Origin of the sequence: Haloferax marisrubri (assembly GCF_001469875.2) — an archaeon.
Lineage (GTDB): Archaea > Halobacteriota > Halobacteria > Halobacteriales > Haloferacaceae > Haloferax > Haloferax marisrubri.
In genome coordinates, this window is the sequence record NZ_LOPW02000018.1 from 1 (window position 1) to 19,659 (window position 19,659).

Consider the following 19,659-nt stretch of genomic DNA (forward strand, 5'->3'; position numbering starts at 1 on the left):
AGGGTGGGTGGGAGGGCATGGGTAGTCAGGTGTCGACGAGGATGTCGTAGTTCGGATGGAAGATGGAGTTCTCGCGGACGCCGCGGTAGTGCGGGACCGCGCGCCACTCGACTGCGGCGTAGTGTTCCTCGCGGGCGCGGACGTACCGGGTCGCACCGTCGCCGGTAAGTCGGGGGCGCTCGCCGGGGGCGAGCACGTAGAACTGCTCGACGCGTTCGGTCTCGCCGTCGTCGTCGAGGTCCTCGCGCACCCAGTACGAAAGCTCGTTGGTGAAACCCGCGGCCCCGACGGTGTTGACGAACGCTTTGTGGTGTTCCGGGTAGGCGTCGGGGGAGTAGCCCCACGTCACCGCGACGCCGTCCTCGGAGAGGTGGGTCCGGACGGAGCGGTAGAACTCGGTCGAGTAGAGCGTGAGCAGGTCGTCGTCGGTCGCGCCGGGCACGTCGAGCAACACGAGGTCGTACGTCTCGTTCGTCTCCTGGAGGTAGCGGTAGCCGTCGGCGACCGTCGTGTTCAGCCGGTCGTACTCGTAGGCGTCGTCGTGCCAGCGGCCGAAGAACGGGTCCGTCTTCGCGTCGCGCATGAACTCGCCGTCGAGGTCGACGTGGTCGACGGTGACCCCGTACTCCCGCAGGTGGTCGATAGCGATCCAGTCGCCGCCGCCGACGACGAGCACCTTGGTGTCGGGGCCGGGGTCGACCAGCGACATCGGCACGTCGACCAGCCCTTCATGGTAGCTGTCGGCCCAACTCTCGCAGAGTTGGACGGCCGCGCCGAGGCGGAGACACCGCTCTGTCCGCCCGTCGAAGTGCGGGTTCGGGCCGGTACCGGTCCACGTGCGGTTGTACCGGATGACGTGCTGGTAGGCGGTCGTCTCCTGCGAGGTGACCGTCGCGCGCATCGCGCCCGGCGGGTACTCGTTTTCTATCTGTTGTTCGAGGTAGAGTTGCGACAGGCGCTCGTCGGCGGCGTCGTGCTTGGCGACGACGCCCGCGTAGGTCGCCGTCAGGAGCAGACAGACGACGAGGAGCGCCTTCGAGACGCGGGCGGCCGAAAGCGAGCGGTCGGCTCGGGCGCTGTCGGTCGTGTCGGTCGCGTTCCCCCCGGTGGCGGCGCTTACGGACGCGCCGGCGTCGCTGAAGGGCCACCACGACCACTCGCCGAAGTGAGCGACGAAGACGAGCGCGGCGACCCCGTTGAGGAGCGCCAGCACGAATATCGTCGGGATGAGGCCGATACCCGGGTAGAGGACGCGGGCGTAGACGACGGCACCGGCGAGGCCACCGACGTAGTCCATCGCGAGGATGACGGAGAGCCCGCTTCTGCGGCCCTCCGTCCGCTCGACGGTCCAGAGGGTGCCAACGGCGGCCACGACGAAATCGTGGATTCGCGTGCCGGCGGTTCGGAGCCACGAGGGCGTCGCCGACCCGTCGTCGTCGAGTTCGTCGAACATGCGGGTCAAAAGCGGGAGTTCGAACCCGGAGAGGAACCCGACGACGACGACGGGAAGGCGGGCGACGGTCCAGATGACCTCCGCGGGCACCGCCTGCGGGATGCGGACGCTGTTGAGGCCGACGATGAGCAGGAAGCCCGCGGGCGCGGCGGCCGCGAGAAGCACTTCAGTGCGGAAGAAGTTCCCGCCGAGGTTCGCGCCGTCGAGGTCGTCGGAGAGCGCCGCGCCGATGCCGAGGCTGAAGAAGTACAGGCCGACCGTGATGACGTACTGGGTGACCGTCCCGCCGTACATCACCGTCAGCAGTTCCGAGTAGACAAACTCGTAGGCGAAGCTACAAAAGGACACCACGAAGGTGAGCGTCAGGAGCGTCGCCGTGTCGGTTCGTGTGTCAGACATCGATGGAGGGCAAGTCGGTCGCGGCGGGTGCGACGACGCCGCCGCGGCCGTTGTCGTGGTTCGTCCCGCTCAGATGCGCGGGGAGACTTTCCACTCTTCCTCGATGGAGTACCCCGCGTCGCCGATGCCGTCGGTGACTTCGAGGTCGTAACACTCCCAGCGGAAGTCGTGGTTCACGTCGTCGCCGACGATGTGCGCGCCGACGCGGTACCAGCCGTCTCGACCGAGTTGGCTCCCGTCCGACAGGTCGTACTCGGCGGTGCCGCTCGGGTCCTGTATCTCGCGGTCCCACGGCACCGGGCCGGCCTCGGGCGCGTCGTCGCGCATCGCCGTGGTCGACCCGAGGTAGGCGATGCCGAGCGCGGCGACGCCGACGGGGAACCGGCTCACTTGGTTGGCGTTGTTCTCGTACCAGTCGTCGGCGTAGTCGCCGCCGTGGTACCACGCGTGGCCGTGGACCGTCCGCGGAGCGGAGGCGTACCCGCCCGTGCCGCGACCGGTCGCACCACGGCCGCCGCCGCCGCCGCCACCGCTTTTCGCCGCGCTCGCGACGCCGACGGGGCTGAGCGCGGCCAGCGACTGGGGACTGAAGCCCGACAGCGACGACTGGTCGGCGGCTTCGTAGCGCGACATCACCCACGTCTGGTCGGCGAGGTCGACGACGAGCGAGCCGTCGGACACCTCGAAGTCGGAGACCACGCTCGACTTTCGCGGGGGAGGGGAGTTCGAGCCGAGACAGCCGGCGAGTCCGCCGGCGGCCCCGAGACCGGTCAGTTGGAGGAACGTGCGGCGCTTCATGGGGACTCTCGTCTCTGTCAATCAGAAAACTAGGATAACAGTCTTGTGGTTCGATACGTCTCGTGAGAAAGAAAATCCCGTCGGCTGACGAGTTCTACGGGAGAACCGCCGCGAACGCGACCCTGACGCTCCCCACGAGGAGCCTGTCGAGCGAGTGCGTCGCCGCGCCGAACGCGACGAAGAAGACGACCATCGCGAGGAACTCGACGAGCGGGAACGCGCCGACCGGGAATACGCCGACGCCGACGCCCGCGACGAGTCGGATGAGCGCGATGCCCGCGTCGACGGCGCGGTCGAAGGTGAACGCGGCGATAGAGCCGCCGATGGCGGCGACGACAGCGTAGACCAGAAGCCACGGAATGGACGGGACCACCCGTCCCGACCCGGCGCGGTCGGCGCGCCCGCTTTCTCCGGCGACGACGCCGAGCGCCGCGAGTTGTCGGCGGAGTTGGTCGAGCGTCGTCACGACGAAGATGAACCACAAGAACGCCGCGAGACCGAAGCCGACCGCCGACGCCGAGAGCCCGGGGACGACGCCCGTCATGATTTCGACGATAGTCGGCGTGGCGCGCTCGACGAACAGGTAGAAGACGACGAACCCGAGCGCCGCGTCCACGGGCCCGTACGCGGGGAAGGGCCCGTGTTTCCGGGTGCGGTCGGGGCCGGTGTTCGCGTGCGCGTTCATGCGCGAGAAGACGCGCCGTGAGCGCATCAATCGGCGACTCGATTGTCACGGCGCGGGAGCCAGCCCCCGGAGGGTCGTCGGCGACCCAGACCGCGGCCCGAGGGCGGGGCGACCACGAGAGAGAACGCCCGACTGCGACGGTTCACGGCCGATCAAACACTCGCACTACGACACCCCCAACGGTTCGCTACGCGGCGAGCGGGATGACGATGACGAGGAGTTTCGCGTAGACGACCATGAACAGGAGCGCGAAGGGGTAGGTGTTGCCGTAGCCCGCCGCGACCTCGTCTGCGCCGGTGGCGTCGACGGCGGCCGCGAGCCCCTTCGTGTCGGTGTGCCCGCCGGTGATACCGCCGGCGGCGCTAATCCAGTCCATCCCCCAGACGTACCGCGTGAGCGCGAGGCCCGCGAGGATGGCGACGAAGCTCGTGAGCGCCGAGGCCGCCACGATTTGGAGACCGTACTCGGCGATGGTCGCGAGGAAGCCGCCGCCGGCGCCGATGCCGACGACCGCGAGGAACATCGCGAGCGTGAACGCCCGAATCTCCGAGAGGATGGTCGTGTCCATGCGCGTCGGTACGGGACCGACCCGGCCGAAGTAGCCGAAGACGAGCGCGGCGACGAGGACGCCGCCGGTCGTCCCGAGCGAGGGCGTTCCGAACGGCCCCATCGGAATCGGAATCGAGCCGACGACCGCGCCAGCGACGATGACGAGCGCGTAGCCCATCACGCTGAACGTCACCTCTGAGACGGACGACTCCGACGCCGCGTCGTCGTCGGTCCCGCCGATGGCCTCGTCGAAACGGCGTTTTTCGTCGTCGAGGTTCAGTCGGGCGATGACGGGGTACAACTGCTGGAACACGACGATGACGAGGACGCCGACGACGTAGCCGACGGAGTGGCCGATTTGGTAGTCCTGCCGGGCGGCCGCGGGGAGGGCCTCGATGGCCGACCCCAGCCCGGGACTGCTCGTCAGCGCGCCCGAGAACGACCCCATGATGAGCGGCGTGGACGCGTTGGGGAAGACGAACTGCGTCCAGACGTAGGTGAGCGCCAGCGCGACGGTCGGCATCAGCACCGCGACGGCGACGAAGTTGAGCCCGTACGCCTTGACGGTCCCCTCGATTTCGTGGGCCGCGATGAGGCCGACCGCGGCGACGAACAGCGCCAGCGTGAGGCCGCTGTACGCGTCGGGGACGGTGAAGCCGAAGTGGCCGAGCACCAACCCCGCGAAGAGCGGGCCCGCGACGCCGAACTTGACGCCGCGGATACTGATTTTGCCGAGACCCATCCCGACGAGCACCGCGAGAAACAGGACGAACAGCCCGTTTCCGACGAGCGACTCGATTACCGCCACGGGCGCTCACCCCCGGTCCCGAGACGGTGCACGCGGGCCGTCGGGCCGGCCCCGGCCGAACGACGTGAACGATGATGACAAAATTGTCTTCTCGATGACATACAGGTGGAGGTTCGCGGCTGCGATGGATAAGGCTTGATTCGATTCCCACGAGGTGGCGATGCACAGAATCGATAGACAGTACCGCCAAGTACGCTGTATTTAGCGGGATATTATTTGGGGTCACTCCAGGAACGATGCGGTCCGAACGGCCCGCGATTAATCATCAGATATGTGAAAAGATTCCCGGAGTTCGCTCGTAACGCGGTTCATATCCAGATGTTCGGGGAGGTCGTTGCGCCCGTCGTGTTCCGTGAGCGAACCGGATTCGAACGCGGGGTTGCGCTCTTCGACCGTCTCCAGCGCCACCTTGGTCGTGACGGCGAAGTGCTCGACCGGAGCGACGAATCCCCAGAGCGCGCCCGCGGTGTTGAGGACGACGAGAATCGGCGTCCACGGGACCGCGAGGAGCGTGAGTTTCGACTCGGACCAGTAGCTTGCGACGCCGACGCCGGTGACGACGAACAGCGTGGCGAACTCGAGGAGCGAGCCGATTCGATAGAGCATCAGGTCGGGCAGCGCGCCGGGGACGAGGAACGTGATGAGGGTTATCAGCGGGATGAGCGGCGAAAAGCCCCACGCGACGAGGCGGAACTGCAGGAACACCTGATAGTGGAGCGGCAACAGGTCGGAGTCCTGCCGCGTCCCCGAGAACCACCGCCGGCGCTGTTTGAGCATCGTCATGACCGACGGCGGGGCCTGATTGCGGAACTTGCAGTTCAGCACGTTGAAATCGAGGTCGGTGTCGGCTGCCGCGCGCCACGCGAAGTCCGTGTCCTCGGTGATGGTCTTCGAGTCCCACGTGATGCGGTTTTCGAGACTCGTCCGAACCGCGATGCCGCCGCCCCACGCGTACAGCGGGAAGCTGAATCGGCCGAACGCCCGCTGTTCGCGCTGGTAGCCGATTCGGAACACCTCCGAGAGATACGTCACCCACGACCCGGTGTACAGCGGGAGTTCCGTAATCTGGACGATGTCGCCCTCCGGCAACCCCTCGAAGTTCGCCATCAGCGTGTCCTCGTCGAGGTAGAGGACGAACTCCTTGTCGCAGGGAATCTCGCGGCGCGCCCATTCGAGCGCACGGCCCTTGTGTGACGCCGTGCAGGTGAACTCCTCCGGAACGGCGTGGACCGTCGCGCCGTCGACCGAAATCGGCTTCTCGGCGACGACCCGAACGTCGTCGAGGCCGTCGGGGACGGCGTTGACCGTCGATTGGACGATGTTGGCCGCGTCGATGGTGATGATGCGCACTTGGATGTCGTCGTAGCCGTAGGCGACGTCGCCGGCGGCGATAGTCTGTCGCCACGCGAGGACGAGCACCTCGACGAACCACGTGAAGACCGACGCCGAGTAGAGCACGAAGACGGTCCAGACGAGCATCAGGAGGACGAATATCGCCAGCTCGGACTGGACCTCGAACATGTAGATTAGAAATACATTCTTGGAATAATGAATGTACGGACTCCGGAATCGACCGACTCGGCGCGAGTCGACGCACGTTCCGTCTCGGTTTAAAAGAATTAATCACCGAAGGTTACATACATCGTTAGAGTAAACCGATATCGGACTAGTGAGTACGCATGCACGCACAACACGACCGGTCGGGGCCGGTGATCCCCCTCTCCGAGCCGATTCTCGTCCGCGGCGACAGCAGCGTGACGCTGTCCGGCCCGGAGCTACGCGGGTTGCCCGCCGAAGACCGAACGGTGACGGTCGCGTGCGCGTCGGGGACGCGGCACACCGCGACGTGGACCGGGGTTCCGGTCCTCGACCTCTTCGAAGCCGCCGGTCTCGACGACGAGACGACGCATCTCGTGGTCGAGAGTACCGACGGCTATCGGGTCTGCATCGACGTGTACGCCGCCCTCGACGCCGTCGTCTCCTACACCCGCGACGGGACGCCCATCGGGGAGGAACACGACTACGAGACGCGCTTTATCGCGCCCGACGTCGACGGGTCGCGAACGGTGAAAGGCGTCCGAGCCGTCGAGGCGCGCGCCCTCGACCCCGCCACCGACCCCGAATCGCTCGAAGACATCTTCAAGAAGCCCTGACCAGATGACGCGAGACAGACGGAACCGACCGAGCCGAACGAACGCGGCGGTGAAGACTAGCGAGCCCGCGAACGGGTCGAGCAGACGGGCGTTTCTCGCATCCGTCGGCGGGGTCGCGGCGACCGGCCTCGCGGCGACAGCGGGCTGTCTCGGACGCGCGGGGGCGACGCCGACCGTGTCGATTCTCGCCGCCGGGAGCCTCCAGCAGGCGCTCACCACCGAGTTCGAAGCGCCCGAGGGAACCCGCGTCGAGGTCGAGGCACACGGCTCCGCGCGCGTGGCTCGGATGGTCGCCGACGACCAACGCGACCCCGACATCGTCGCCCTCGCGGACCCGACGCTGTTCGACGCGCCGCTTTCGGTCCCGTGGTACGCGACGTTCGCCAACAACGCGCTCGTCGTCGCGTACAACCCCCAGACCACCGGCGGGACGCGGGTTGCAGAGGCCACGTCGTGGCCCGACGCCCTCCTCGACGACGACGTCAGCCTCGGGCGAACCGACCCCGACCTCGACCCACTCGGCTACCGGACGCGGTTCGCGCTCGCGCTCGCGGCCGACTACTACGACTGGCCGGCGCTCGCCGACGACCTGCTCCGCCGCGACCAGATTTACCCCGAGACGCAACTGCTCGCGCAGTTCGACGCCGGCGGCATCGACGCGGCGTTCGTCTACCGGAGCATGGCCGTCGAGCGCGACTACCCGTACCTCGAACTCCCGGCCGAAATCAACCTGAGCGACCCCGAACACGCGTCGGCGTACGCGTCGGTCTCCTACACGCTCCCGGAGGGCGTCACCGTCCGCGGCGGCCCCATCCGGTACGCCGCGACGCGCCGCACCGACGCGACGGCGGCGAAGTCGGTGTTCGAAGCGCTCGTCGGGACCGCCGGCGAGCTCCTCGAACCCTCCGGGTTCACCGTGCGCGAGAGCCACCCACACTACTTCGGAGATGTCCCACCGAGAACGTAACCGCCGCGAGAGCGGCGTCACGCGACTCCTGCCCGAGACGTGGCGAGGCCTGACGCTGCTTCTCGCCGGGATGCTCCTCGTCTACTACCTGCTACCCATCGGCGCGCTCGTCCTCGCGCAGTCGCCGGCGTCGCTGGTCGGCGACGTGACGAGCGAGGTCGTCCTGACCGCCGCCACCAACTCCGTCGTCGCGGCGACGCTGAGCACGCTGGTCGCCGTCGCCTTCGGCGTCCCCTTGGCCTACTGGCTCTCGCGCACGTCGTTCCGCGGCCGCGACGTGATTCTGGCGACGGTGATGCTCCCGCTGGTGCTCCCGCCGGTCGTCAGCGGGATGTTACTGCTCAAACTCGTCGGCCCCGCGGGCCTCGGCCAACTGACGAGCGTCCCGCTGACGCGCTCGCTGGTCGGAGTCGTCCTCGCGCAGACGTACGTCGCCTCGCCGTTTCTGGTCGTGACCGCGAAGACGGCCTTCGACGGCGTGGACCGGCAACTCGAAGCGGCGGCCCGCTCGCTCGGCGAGGACCGCGTCGGGAGCGTCCGGCGCGTGACGCTCCCGCTGGCGAAGCAGGGCATCCTCGCCGGCGTGACCCTGACGTTCGCGCGGGCGATGGGAGAGTTCGGCGCGACGCTCATGCTGGCGTACTACCCGCGGACGCTCCCGGTGCAAATCTGGGTGTCGTATCTCTCGACCGGCCTCGACGCCGCGTTCCCGGTCGCGCTCGTCCTCGTCGCCATCGCCGTGGGGGCGATTCTGCTGGTCCACGCGCTGGGGACGAACCCATGGGAGTGAGCGGACTGAAACCCACCGTCGCGCCGCACCCGAGGATTGAGTGCGGCGGCCATCGAAGCGACCGTATGCCAGTCGCGACCGTCGGCGACCGCGCGGTATCGGAGCGTTCCGTGACCGAGGAGGCAATCGACCGATTCGCCGAGGTGTCGGGCGACGAGAACCCGATTCACCTCGACGAGGAGTACGCCGCCGAGACGATGTTCTGCGGGCGCATCGCCCACGGGATGCTCGCCGCCTCGGTCGTCAGCGCCGCGCTCGCGCGGCTTCCGGGCGACATCATCTACCTCTCGCAGGACCTGCGCTTCGAGAACCCGGTCCGTCCCGGTGACACGGTCGTCGCAGAGGTCGCCGTGGTCGAATCGCTCGGCGGCGACCGACTCACCGTCGAGACGACCGCGACCGTCGGCGACGAGACGGTCGTCTCCGGCGAAGCCGTCGTGTTGTCGGTGCCGCACGACGGGGCGTGAGAGGAAGAGACGGAGAGACGAGGTGGGTCACCGACCGCAGTTCGCTCTCAGACCGGCGTCGTCCGGCTTACAGCGGGTAGTCGCGGGGTTCGTGCTGGAGCGAAATCCACTTCTCCTCCGTGATTTCGTCGAGGAAGGCGTCGCTGTTGTAGGTGCCGACGCCGGAGGCTCCGATACCGCTGAACGGGACGTGCGCCTCGTCGTTGATGGGTTGGTCGTTGACGTGGACGTTGCCGGTCTCCATCCGGGTGGCGATTTCCTTGCCGGTGGCGAGGTCGCCGGCGTGGACCGACCCGGAGAGCCCGTAGTCGGTCTCGTTGGCGAGTTCGACCGCCTCGTCCACGTCCGAGAACGGGATGACGGGCGCGATGGGCCCGAAGTGCTCGTTGCAGGCCGCGGCCATGTCGTTCGTCACGTCCGAGAGGACGGTCGGTTCGACGACCAGCGAGTCGTCGACGCCGTCGATATCGGCCGTCGAGCCGCCGGTTTCCAGCGTCGCGCCGGCGTCGACCGTCTCCTCGACGTAGCCCAGCATCTCGTCGCGCTGGGACTCGTCGATGATGGGGCCGACCACCGTGTCGTCCTCGTGGGCGGTGCCGACGGGTAGCTCCGCGGCCCGCTCGGCCAACTTCTCGACGTACTCGTCGTAGACTGACTCGTGGACGATGTGGCGGTTGATGGAGATACAGACCTGTCCCTGGTGGACGAAGCTCCCGAAGACCGCGGCGTCGACCGCCCGGTCGACGTCAGCGTCCTCGGTCACGACGTGGGCGTTGTTGCCGCCGAGTTCCATCGCGGGCACGGCGAGGTTCTCGCCGGCGATGCCCGAGACGCGCTTGCCGACCTCGGTCGACCCGGTGAACGCCACCACGTCGCTCTCGGGGTGGCCGGCGACGCGGTCGCCGATTTCGGAGCCGCGGCCGGTGACGACGTTGACGACGCCCTCGGGGAGGTCGGTCTCCTCGAACAGTTTGGCGAACAGCAGCCCGCCCGTGATGGGGGAGTTGGTCGACGGCTTCAGTACGACCGCGTTCCCCGCGGCGACGGCGGGCGCGACCGCCCGCATCGACAGATTCAGCGGGAAGTTCCACGGCGAGATGACCGTGACCACGCCCTTCGGGTTCTTCTGAACGATGTTCTCCTTGCCGGGGACGTTGGAATCGACGTGTTCTCCCCGCATCCGTCGGGGCAGCGTCGCGGCCTCACTCGCGTGGTCGGAGGCGATTTGGATGGACGTCTCGCCCATGATGCGCGAGCCACCGACCTCGTGTGCGAGCAGGTCGATGATTTCCTCTTCGTACTCGTTCAGCGCCCCGAGGAACTGCTCGACGACCTCCTGTCGTCGTGCGGGCGGCGTCTCGGCCCACGATTCCTGTGCTTCGGCGGCCGCTTCGTAGGCGGCATCGACGTCATTCTCCGTCCCGCGAGGGACGTGCGAAATCGTCTCGCGGGTCGACGGGTCCTCGACTGCGATGCTCTCACCGCTCTCACTCTCGGTCCACTCGCCGTCGATGTACAGCGCGTTCCAGTCGGCGGCGGTGGCAATGTCGTCGACCATGTGCAGTCGCGAGTTGGGGACTGCGGAATAAGTGGGGCCGTAAAGCAGAGAACCCCTCGCGTTGCGACAGCCTCAAATTCCGTTGTCCCTACGGCGCCCGATGCGCGGTCACAGTATAGAGACAGCAAATATCCGACAGTTATGGCAGTTGCCACAGAAATCAGTCCCTATGGAGCGAACCAGAGCGCTCACCGTCTACCTCATCGGTCCGTGTCTGCTTTACGCTGCCGCGTTCGTAATCGTGTTAACTCAGTTTTCGGATGTCGTTGCGACCAGCACGCTGAGGATGTCACACACGATATTCGCAGCGGTTATCGCGGTGATTCTTCTCGTCAAAAGAGACGAACTGTCCGCCGATAGGTAAGCACGCTCTGTCGAGGAGTCATGAAGGATTTTGTGCTGTAGTGAGTCACGGGTCGGAGTCATCCTCCGAGTTTGTGTCGTCATCCGTACGCCTCGAATTGGCCCGTTCGACGGCGATACTTGGAAGCAGCAGAAGCACTGTCCCGGCCACGAATAGGAGGGCAACAAAGAGATACAAAGCCCAAGTGAGCAACAAATCAATCATTAGTCTACGAGGAGCGATGGAGGCAGACGCGTCTGTAAACGAGCGAGAGCCGACAATATACCCTTCGTAAGAAAACTGAGGGGGTAGCGTGCTCCGATAGAGCGGAAAAACGGCTCTCCGTGTGCAGTCTCTGTCTAGTGCGCCAGCATCACCAGACAGGCGGTGTCACGGAGTCGGTAAGCGGAGCGCAACGGCGAGATTGCGCCGTTCCGCGAAGCATCCGAATCGGCACCCACCTTCTTTACGGAGCGTTCCGTGGTCGCGAATAGAGGACTCGATGACATCGAAACAGGGTGGACACACACCGCTTTCTCCTCGCGCGACGCGAGCGTTCGAGCACCTTCGGCCCCTCGTCGCCGACCGCGACGCCGGGATGCCCGTGACCGACGCGCGCCGCCGGGTGCGCTCGGCGGGCGAAGACCCCGAAGCCGTCGACGAACTCCTGAACAAGGGGTATCTCTACGAAGTCGAAGGCGACGTGTACGTGACGTGAGGGCCGTCGAGCCGACCTGAGCGGCCTGAGCGAAGGCGGACCACCGAACCGGACGCGACGGAGTGCGAGGCCCCACGCCGACCCGCGACCCGCTCGCGGGAGTCAGGGGCGGCTATCCTGTGACACGCGAAGATTTTCGACTATATAGCTCCCGTTCGGCTCGTGAGACGCACGTATCCGTCACGAGAATCGCGAGACTGGGAGGCCACGAGATACTTAGACCGCGAGCGAGACGTGCGGCGTGCATCATGAAGAAGGTCCTCGCACGAATCGGAATCGGCAACGCGACCGTCGATACCGTCCTCCCCTCCGACACCGTCCGCCCCGGCGAGACGGTCGACGCAGAGGTTCGCATCGAAGGCGGGTCGACGGAACAGGAAATCGGGAAGATTCGGTTCGAACTGGAGACCCGCTACCGGACCGAAGAGGGCTACCGAGAGGTCGATATCGCACAGTACACCCTCGCGGAGAGCCTCACCATCCAACCGGACGAACAGGAGACGCGAGACGTGTCGCTCGACATCCCGCACGGAACGCCCGTCACCCTCGGGAACGTCGACGTGTGGGTCGAGACCGAACTCGACATCGAACTGGCCGTCGACCCCGAAGACAAAGACTACCTGAACGTCCAGCCGACGCCGCGGCTGCAGGCCGTCTTCGACGCGCTCGACGACCTCGGCTTCTCGCTGCACAGCGCCGAGTGCGAGGCCGACCCCCACGGCTTTTTCACCTCGACTCGGCGCTTCGTACAGGAGTTCGAGTTCCGACCCACGTCGGGACCGTTCGCCGGTTCGTTGGACGAACTCGAAGTCGTGCCCCGGCCGAGCGAAGACGCGCTGGAACTGTTCCTCGAAGTCGACCGCCGCGGCGGCGTCCTGAGCGAGCTTAGCGACCTGGACGAGCGGACCGTCCAGACGACGGTTCGGACCACCGACGCGAGCGAGGTACGCGACGAACTGGAGTCGCTGATTCGCGCCAACGCCTGACGGCGGCGCACGGGACGAATCACCCCGACTCACTTCCGGCTACCCAACGCTTTTGCGTCGATTCGGCGTATCTCTGCGGGCATGACGACACTCGAAGACATCGACCTGGACTTCGTGCCGTTCGGCGAGACGGGCCTCCAGACGAGCGAACTCCAGTTCGGTACCTGGCGGTTCGGCAAGGAGACCGAACAGGGGAACGTCGAAATCGGCGAGGAGCGCGCGCACGAACTGCTCGACGCCTACGAGGCGGCCGGCGGGCGCTTCATCGACACCGCGGACATCTACGGCGGCGGCGCGAGCGAGCGCTGGATCGGCGACTGGCTCGAAGACCGAGACCGAGAGCGGTTCACTATCGCGTCCAAAATCTACTGGCAGATTCGCGACGGCGACCCGAACAGCCGCGGGACGAACCGGAAGAACATCCGCCATCGTATCGACGCCCTGCTCGACCGCCTCGACACCGACTACGTGGACGTGCTCTACATCCACCGCTGGGACGACGAGACGCCCACCCGCGAGATGATGAAGACGCTCAACGGCCTCGTCGAAGACGGGAAAGTCCACTACCTCGGCGCGTCGACGCTCCGACCGAACGCGTGGAAGGTGGCGAAGGCGAACGAAATCGCCCGCGCCGAGGGCTGGGAGCCGTTCACCGTCGCCCAGCCGCGGTACAACCTCGTCGACCGCGAAATCGAGGGGGATTACTTGGAGATGACCCGCTCGTACGGCATCGCGGTCTGTCCGTGGAGTCCGCTCGGGCAGGGCTTCCTCACCGGGAAGTACACCCGCGAAGACGGCCTCACCGGCGAATCCCGCGCCGCGGAGTCCAGCCGGTTCGAGGAGTCGTATCTGACCGAGGAGAACTTCGACGTGCACGACGAACTCGACGCAGTCGCCGAGGAAGTCGATGCGACGCCCGCCCAGACGGCGCTCGCGTGGCTCATGCACCGCGACGGCGTCACGGCCCCCATCGTCGGCGCGCGCACGATCGAACAACTGACCGAGAACCTCGAAGCCGCCGCTATCGACCTCTCGGACGAGCAGGTCGACCGCCTGACCGAGGCGAAGCCAGACCCCTACGCGGGGCTCTAACCCGGGGCTGGCTGGGCAGTCACACGCCCTCGCGAATCGTTTTGTAGAGATGCGCGAGCGTCTTCATCCCCGCCGCGTTCCGTTCGAGGCTGTAGAAGGGGTGGAGTTTGGGGTTGAACTTCGCCTTGTATCGGTTGATGCGGCGGTTGTTCGCGCCGACGAGGTCGTAGGTCGTCCGCCCGCGGTCCATCGCGTCACGCATGATGTGCCAGTCGAGCAGGTCGTTGACGGCAAGGTCTGTCTCCACGTCGGTCCGCACGCCGCCCTGCCACCGCGACACCGTCCCATTGTAGTCGACGACGAGAATCCCGCCGACGAACTCGCCGTCGATTCGGAGGACGTAGGGGCGAATCTGCCCCTCCGGGAGGGAGGTGTAGAGGTCCCTGACGAACTCCGGTGACGACCGATAAGAGATGCCCTGGGCTTCGTAGCGCGAGGCGACCTGTTCGACGATTTGCTCGATTGCTTCGGGTCCGCCCTCCTCGATGGTGTACGCGTCGTCGGGCGCGTTCCGGACGTTCGACCGGGCGTCGCTACTGAAGCTCATGAGTACGTCGTCGACGCCCGGCGAGAGGTCGACGTGGTAGGTGTACTGCGGCGTTATCGTGTAGTCGTTCCACGAGAAGGCTCTGAGGTCGTCGTACCGACCGTCGAGCCGGATGTGGGTGTAGCGCGGTCGAATCTCGTCGCGGACCCATTCGAGGCAGTCGTCGATGAACTCGTGGTGTCGGCCCTCGCGCTTTCGCTGTTTCATGTGGTCCATGTTCAAGAGGACCGGACCGAGATACGCGACGCGAAGCTCCGGCGGTGGCGAGAACACCGTCGCTATCGGTCCCTTGTCGATGCGGAACATCGGGAACAAGCCGACGACTTCCTCGCCTTTTCGTCCGACGAGCGGAACCAACTCCGCGCCGGCGTGCGCCGCCTGAATCTCCAGCGCGTCGTACTGATGGAACGCGTTGCCATGCGGGGACTGTTCGACGAACGCGTCCCAGCCGTGGACGTCGTCTCCAGTCGCCCGCCGAACCTCGATGCTCATGAGTAAGGTGCCTGAACTGTCGCGTCCGACCCCTTTGTTATGCACCCGTTATGAGGGTTATTTCGGCTGATTCGGACGAATGACAACCGCGTTCCGGCTGGCGTTAGGAATAACTAAACAGAACAAAGAGAGGACATGAAATCAGAGGGTTCGGGTGTTCACGGAGCAAGGAAGGGGGACGGAGGTTGTCAGAACCGGCTGTGCCCGCCGTCGCGGGGACTACCCTCGCGTTTGTAAAACCGGGCCGAAGCCATCGTTTTACGCCGAGAGACCGATATCCGAGTATGACTGGCCTCTCCGAACGCGCCGCGTCGCTCGTGACGAGCGAACCGCTCATGGCGCATCTCGCGACCAGCGTCGACGACCGACCCCACGTCGCTCCCGTCTGGTTCGACTACGTGGACGACCGCGGGGTAATCGAGGTGCTCACCACGGGCCGGAAACTCGCCAACATCCGCGAGAACCCGCGCGTCGCGCTCTCCATCCAGAAGGACGAGAAGGGACAGGCGCAATGGAAGGTGACGGTTCTCGGAACGGCCACCGTCGTCGCCGACGAGGACGCCCTGCGAGACGCCACGCGGCGAATCAACCGGAAGTACGGGGCGGAAGAGTCGGCGTGGCCCGAGAACGAACTCGTCCGAATCTCGGTGGGAACCGCGACGGTCAGCGAGTACTGAGGCGGGGAGTCGAGATACAGAGGCGGGGGAGTCAGACGATTCCGCGTCAGTCGGACGACGGCGCGTCGGTTCGGCCGTCGTCGAACCGCCGAATCTCCCGCGAGAGCCGACCGAGGTCGAACCCGGCGTCCGTGAGTCTGGCGACGACGAGCGACGCCGCCGTCGACACCACGAACGCCCCGCCGAAGGAGGTGAGATACAGCGGGTCGGCGGCGGGGAGCAGCCCGCCGACGACCGGAATCGACGTGATGACGCCGCGGAGGTCGGGGAAGAACGCGAGGCCGACGGCGAGCCCGGTGAGACTGCTCGCGAGCGCGCCGAGGCCGGTGATTCGCGTCGAGTACAGCCCGTAGACGAGCGGGAAGGCGACGGCCGCGCCGAGCAGGTCGGCGAAGAAGAACAGCCGGAGAACGCTCTGGGCCCGGAGACTGACGTAAATCGCGGCGACTGCGACGGCGATTGTGAGCGCCCGTGACCCGAGCGCGAGGCGGCGGTCGCTCGGCTCCGCGAGCAGGCGGGCGAGGTCCGCGGTCACGAGGCTCGAAAGCGCGTTGAACAGCGTGTCGATGGAACTCATCACGAGCAGGAGCGCGAGGAGGACCGCCGCGAGGACGAGCCACTCGGGGAACGCTTCGCCGAGGAGGACGAAGAAGGCGGCGTCGGCGTTGTAACCCGCGCTCGCGGGGTCGGTGACGACGGCGGCGTTGCCGACCGCGACGACGCCGAAGAAGGCGGTGACGAACACGATGGCACCGTTGGCGAGCGCCGCGGTCCGGAAGCTCCGCCCGACCGTCTCCGACGAGTCGGCCGCGTAGATGCGTTGCCACCACGTCTGATTGATGAGTTCCGCGCCGAGGATGGCGAACGCGAGCGCGAGACCGAACTGGAGGCCGGCGACCGCGCCGAGGTCGAGGAGCGCGGGGTTCGTCGCCGTGATACCGTCGATGGCGGCGGCGGGACCGCCGAGCGCGACGAGCGCGCCGACGAACGCGAGCAGTAAGAGTGGGATGACGACGGCCGCCTGGACCGCGTCGGTCGCGATGCTGGCACGGAGGCCGCCGTAACTCGTGTAGAGCAGGACGAAGCCGCCGACGAGGAGCGCGGTCTGCCACTGCGGGACGCCGGCAACGAGCGCGAGCGCGCCCGCGATGCCGGTCAGCTCGGCGGCGAGGAAGATGAACATGTAAAGCGCGCTCACGAGGAGGACGAAAGCGTACATCGCGGTCCCGTAGCGGGCGTGGGCGTACTCGGTCAGCGAGTGGCCCTCGGGGATGAGTTCCCGGATTCGCGGGCCGAGGCGGGCGTAGACGAGCATCGGGACGGCCTCGCCGACCGCGTAGCCGACGACGGCCGCGATACCGAAGCTCGCACCCGCTTCGGGGGCCGAAAAGAGCACCCAGACGCCCATGACGGACGCGACGAGCGTCGCCGTCGTTCGCCGACTCCCCGTAGAGTCGCGGGCGCTGATGAGGTCCTCGACGGAGCCGACGCGGCCGCGGGAGAACCACACGCCGACGCCGGTAAACGCGACGAGCGTCGCGACGGTCAACCCGAGCGCGACGGTCGAACTCACCATCGGCCGTCACCCGGTTGGGAAGACCCGTCGGTCGAGTGTGAGGACGCGGCCGAGGTTGCAGTCGCGGTCGAATCGCCGGACGGAGCCAGTTCGTACGCCTCGTCGAAGAACGCGACCTCCAGTTCGACCGTGCGGCGGAACAACTGTTCGAGCCGCCGTTGTCGGCGCGGTGACGCGGCCGCGCCCTCGCGGTCGAGTTCGGTCCGGAGCCACTCGACGAACGCCGCGAAGTCGTCGATTGCGTGGAGGTCTATCCACTCGGAGAGGTAGAACCGCGAGGGCGATTCGCCGGGATGGGTACCGGCGTCGGCCGCGTCGGTCGCCCACGACAGGTAGACCCACTCGGCAGGGACGAGTACCGCCAGCGTCTCCGCGTACCCGCCCTGCCCCGCGGCGCGTTCGAGGAGGTCGATGAAGGCGCGCGTCGTCGGCGTCGTCTTCGGGTCCGAGTAGACGGACTGGGGCACGTCGAGCGCGTCGAACGCCCGCAGGAAGTAGTCGTCCTCGTCGTCGGTCAGGACGCCGAGGAACGAGACGAGTTCCGACTTCGACTCCATGGTCGGCGCGGTGCCGACGGCGTGGCCGAAGACGCCGACGAGCGTCTCCACGAAGGCGTAGTCCTGCACGAGATACTGCCTGAACACGTCGTCTGCGAGTTCGTCGGCGGCGAGTTCTCGCGTCAGTCGGTGAGCGGTCGCGTCGTCCCACGAGTCGCCCGCGCGCTCGCGGAGCCAGTCGGTAAAGCGCGGGTCCGACCGCGACGCGGCGAACTCGTCGTACGTCTCGGGGGTCGATGAGTCCGCGTCGGGTGAGTCGGGCGAACCAATCGAGTCTGACTGGTCGGCGTCGGTCATAGCGGCCACTCCTCCCGCCGCCACGCGGCGTCCCAAAACAGGTACTCGTACTGCGCCGACGTGCGGAACAGGTCGCGGTAGCGCTCGCGGTCCGACTCGGTCGCGCTCGCGGCCACGTCGTCCATGAGCGCCTTACACCAGTCGGTGAGTTCGGTGAACTCGTCGCCGGCGTACATCTCGACCCACGCGGCGTACTGGTCGTGATCCGGGGTTCCCGCGTCGGCGAGTCGGAGACCGGTCTCGTTGAACCCCCACATACACGGGAGGAGGGCGGCGACGATGTCGCCGAACGAGCCGAGCGTCGCGGTGCGAACGAGGAAGTCCGTGTAGGCCCGGGTCGTCGGTGACGGCGTCGTCGCTTCGAGTTCGTCGGGCTCGATGCCGAACTCGGCGGCGTAACTTCGGTGGAGGTCCATCTCCTCGTTGACAGTCGATTCGAGGAGGCTCGCGAACGTCCCCATCGAGTCGAGCGTCGGAGCCTTCGCGGCCCCGAGCGCGAAGAGGCGGCTGTACTCGACGAGGTAGACGTAGTCCTGCCGCACCCAGTAGCGGAACGGCTCCTCGTCGAGGCTCCCCTCCCCGAGTCGGACGACCATCGGATGGTCGAGGATGGCCGACCAGAACTCGTCGGCCTCGTCGCGAATCGTGTCTGTGAACGCCATGGCGAGTAATCGAAGAAGACGCTGAAAAGAATTATGATAGGGTGGTATTCATTAGTTATTCACGCGGGAGAGCGGGTGTCTCGGGCCATCGTATCGGCTTTGTTCGGCGGGTTCGCCATTCGGTTCGGCTGTTGTCAAGTCCGGATTGTTGGCCAGTTTCGACTGTTTCCGGCCACCGGTGGGTTAGTCGCCCGATTGTCCAGTTGTCCGGTGATTAACGGGGGTAAACGACCCCGGTAGTTTAACACAGATGAGTGTCAACAAATTCACAAGATGTCGCACGTGAACGCCGTCGGGTCCATCGAGATTCAGAACGTCGTCGCTTCAACGGAAGTCCCGGTCGAACTCGACCTCGAACGACTCTCGCTCGACATGAACGGGACCGATTACGACCCCGAGAACTTCCCCGGACTCGTGTATCGAACCCGAGACCCGAAGTCGGCGTGTCTCGTCTTCCGGTCGGGAAAAGTCGTCTGTACCGGCGCGGACAGCGTCGGCGACGTGAGTACGGCCATCGAAACGCTGTTCGACGAGTTCACCGAACTCGGGATACCGATTCCCGACGACCCGGACATCACCGTCCAAAACATCGTTTCGAGCGCCGACCTCGGGGCGGCGCTCAACCTGAACGCGCTCGCTATCGGCCTCGGTCTCGAAGCCGTCGAGTACGAACCCGAGCAGTTCCCCGGACTCGTCTACCGCCTCGACGAACCGAGCGTCGTCGTCCTCATGTTCGGCAGCGGAAAAATCGTGATTACAGGAGCGAAGCGGATTGCCGACGCCGAAGCGGCGCTCGAAGTCGTCGACGAGGACGTTCGCGAACTCGGACTGCTCGGGTGAGCACTCGGCAGGTACTCGGTGGTCGTTGAGAGACGGGGTGGCGTACTGACGTGTTGACGTGGCTGGGAAGACGGTAAACCGGAGGCCGATTCCGTCTCCTTTAGTCTCTGATTCGTTGTTTGTGGTTGTGTTGTTGTATTGTTATGTTATCGTGTTATTGTATTGTTGTGTTGAGTGAGAGAACTAGTAGTTTAGCTACTAGTGATAGTTTGGTGTGTCAGTCGGGAGAACGGCATCACGTCGTT

20 protein-coding genes are annotated in these 19,659 nt (G+C 66.2%); 10 read left to right on the forward strand and 10 right to left on the reverse strand.

The features are described from left to right. Window positions 1-25: 25 nt before the first annotated feature. The 5 genes from AUR65_RS14945 to AUR65_RS14965 form a co-directional block, all read right to left on the reverse strand. Window positions 26-1,852, reverse strand: coding sequence for a spermidine synthase (locus AUR65_RS14945; protein ID WP_058567622.1), 1,827 nt, complete (start codon window positions 1,850-1,852; stop codon window positions 26-28). A 69-nt stretch (window positions 1,853-1,921) separates the two neighbouring features. Further along, entirely contained in the window at window positions 1,922-2,650 is a 729-nt protein-coding gene (locus AUR65_RS14950) for a hypothetical protein (protein ID WP_058567623.1), read from the reverse strand. 94 nt (window positions 2,651-2,744) lie between these two features. Further along, window positions 2,745-3,335, reverse strand: a complete 591-nt coding sequence (locus AUR65_RS14955; RefSeq protein WP_233194385.1) for a hypothetical protein — start codon at window positions 3,333-3,335, stop codon at window positions 2,745-2,747. A gap of 187 nt (window positions 3,336-3,522) precedes the next feature. Next, a complete protein-coding gene (locus AUR65_RS14960; RefSeq protein WP_058567625.1) occupies window positions 3,523-4,692 on the reverse strand; it encodes an aspartate-alanine antiporter-like transporter in 1,170 nt (389 codons plus the stop codon). A 258-nt stretch (window positions 4,693-4,950) separates the two neighbouring features. Further along, window positions 4,951-6,213: a glycosyltransferase family 2 protein gene (locus AUR65_RS14965; protein WP_058567626.1), complete on the reverse strand. Its 1,263-nt coding sequence runs from the start codon at window positions 6,211-6,213 to the stop codon at window positions 4,951-4,953. 158 nt (window positions 6,214-6,371) lie between these two features. Between AUR65_RS14965 and AUR65_RS14970 the strand changes: the two genes are divergently transcribed. The 4 genes from AUR65_RS14970 (at window position 6,372) to AUR65_RS14985 (ending at window position 9,069) form a co-directional block, all read left to right on the forward strand. Continuing rightward, window positions 6,372-6,845 (forward strand): molybdopterin-dependent oxidoreductase, encoded by a 474-nt coding sequence (locus tag AUR65_RS14970; RefSeq protein WP_058567627.1) that lies wholly within the window; start codon window positions 6,372-6,374, stop codon window positions 6,843-6,845. A 4-nt stretch (window positions 6,846-6,849) separates the two neighbouring features. Further along, a complete protein-coding gene (locus AUR65_RS14975) occupies window positions 6,850-7,812 on the forward strand; it encodes an extracellular solute-binding protein (protein ID WP_233194386.1) in 963 nt (320 codons plus the stop codon). Beyond that, window positions 7,793-8,602 (forward strand): molybdate ABC transporter permease subunit, encoded by an 810-nt coding sequence (locus AUR65_RS14980; protein ID WP_058567628.1) that lies wholly within the window; start codon window positions 7,793-7,795, stop codon window positions 8,600-8,602. Before AUR65_RS14975 ends, AUR65_RS14980 begins: the two co-directional genes overlap by 20 nt. Window positions 8,603-8,667: 65 nt before the next feature. Next, window positions 8,668-9,069 carry a MaoC/PaaZ C-terminal domain-containing protein gene (locus AUR65_RS14985; protein ID WP_058567629.1) on the forward strand — a complete coding sequence of 134 codons (402 nt, stop codon included), beginning with the start codon at window positions 8,668-8,670 and terminating at the stop codon, window positions 9,067-9,069. 67 nt (window positions 9,070-9,136) lie between these two features. Here AUR65_RS14985 and AUR65_RS14990 read toward each other — a convergent pair whose 3' ends face one another. Further along, window positions 9,137-10,627 (reverse strand): aldehyde dehydrogenase family protein, encoded by a 1,491-nt coding sequence (locus tag AUR65_RS14990; protein ID WP_058567630.1) that lies wholly within the window; start codon window positions 10,625-10,627, stop codon window positions 9,137-9,139. Window positions 10,628-10,796: 169 nt separating this feature from the next. Between AUR65_RS14990 and AUR65_RS14995 the strand changes: the two genes are divergently transcribed. From AUR65_RS14995 to AUR65_RS15010, 4 genes are all read left to right on the forward strand, one after another. Further along, complete coding sequence (locus AUR65_RS14995; RefSeq protein WP_058567631.1) at window positions 10,797-10,991, forward strand: hypothetical protein; 195 nt, start codon at window positions 10,797-10,799, stop codon at window positions 10,989-10,991. 481 nt (window positions 10,992-11,472) lie between these two features. Next, window positions 11,473-11,688, forward strand: coding sequence for a hypothetical protein (locus AUR65_RS15000; RefSeq protein ID WP_049917787.1), 216 nt, complete (start codon window positions 11,473-11,475; stop codon window positions 11,686-11,688). A gap of 248 nt (window positions 11,689-11,936) precedes the next feature. Further along, complete coding sequence (locus AUR65_RS15005) at window positions 11,937-12,674, forward strand: sporulation protein (protein WP_058567632.1); 738 nt, start codon at window positions 11,937-11,939, stop codon at window positions 12,672-12,674. Between the two features lie 81 nt (window positions 12,675-12,755). Next, window positions 12,756-13,766 (forward strand): aldo/keto reductase, encoded by a 1,011-nt coding sequence (locus AUR65_RS15010; RefSeq protein WP_058567633.1) that lies wholly within the window; start codon window positions 12,756-12,758, stop codon window positions 13,764-13,766. Between the two features lie 19 nt (window positions 13,767-13,785). On the opposite strand, the gene AUR65_RS15015 is transcribed toward AUR65_RS15010, so the two are convergent. Further along, a complete protein-coding gene (locus AUR65_RS15015) occupies window positions 13,786-14,805 on the reverse strand; it encodes a lipid II:glycine glycyltransferase FemX (RefSeq protein ID WP_058567634.1) in 1,020 nt (339 codons plus the stop codon). 284 nt (window positions 14,806-15,089) lie between these two features. Between AUR65_RS15015 and AUR65_RS15020 the strand changes: the two genes are divergently transcribed. Continuing rightward, window positions 15,090-15,482, forward strand: coding sequence for a pyridoxamine 5'-phosphate oxidase family protein (locus AUR65_RS15020; protein WP_058567635.1), 393 nt, complete (start codon window positions 15,090-15,092; stop codon window positions 15,480-15,482). A 46-nt stretch (window positions 15,483-15,528) separates the two neighbouring features. On the opposite strand, the gene AUR65_RS15025 is transcribed toward AUR65_RS15020, so the two are convergent. Genes AUR65_RS15025 through tenA form a run of 3 tightly spaced genes read right to left on the reverse strand, consistent with a single transcriptional unit; the run spans window position 15,529 to window position 18,574 of the window. Further along, window positions 15,529-17,058 (reverse strand): sodium:solute symporter family transporter, encoded by a 1,530-nt coding sequence (locus tag AUR65_RS15025; RefSeq protein ID WP_058567636.1) that lies wholly within the window; start codon window positions 17,056-17,058, stop codon window positions 15,529-15,531. After that, window positions 17,052-17,912 carry a TenA family protein gene (locus tag AUR65_RS15030; RefSeq protein ID WP_058567637.1) on the reverse strand — a complete coding sequence of 287 codons (861 nt, stop codon included), beginning with the start codon at window positions 17,910-17,912 and terminating at the stop codon, window positions 17,052-17,054. The genes AUR65_RS15025 and AUR65_RS15030 overlap by 7 nt, the downstream gene beginning before the upstream one ends. Continuing rightward, window positions 17,909-18,574 carry a thiaminase II gene (gene tenA, locus AUR65_RS15035; protein ID WP_058567638.1) on the reverse strand — a complete coding sequence of 222 codons (666 nt, stop codon included), beginning with the start codon at window positions 18,572-18,574 and terminating at the stop codon, window positions 17,909-17,911. Before tenA ends, AUR65_RS15030 begins: the two co-directional genes overlap by 4 nt. A gap of 273 nt (window positions 18,575-18,847) precedes the next feature. Between tenA and AUR65_RS15040 the strand changes: the two genes are divergently transcribed. Then, window positions 18,848-19,414: a TATA-box-binding protein gene (locus AUR65_RS15040; protein WP_058567639.1), complete on the forward strand. Its 567-nt coding sequence runs from the start codon at window positions 18,848-18,850 to the stop codon at window positions 19,412-19,414. Window positions 19,415-19,659 lie beyond the last annotated feature (245 nt).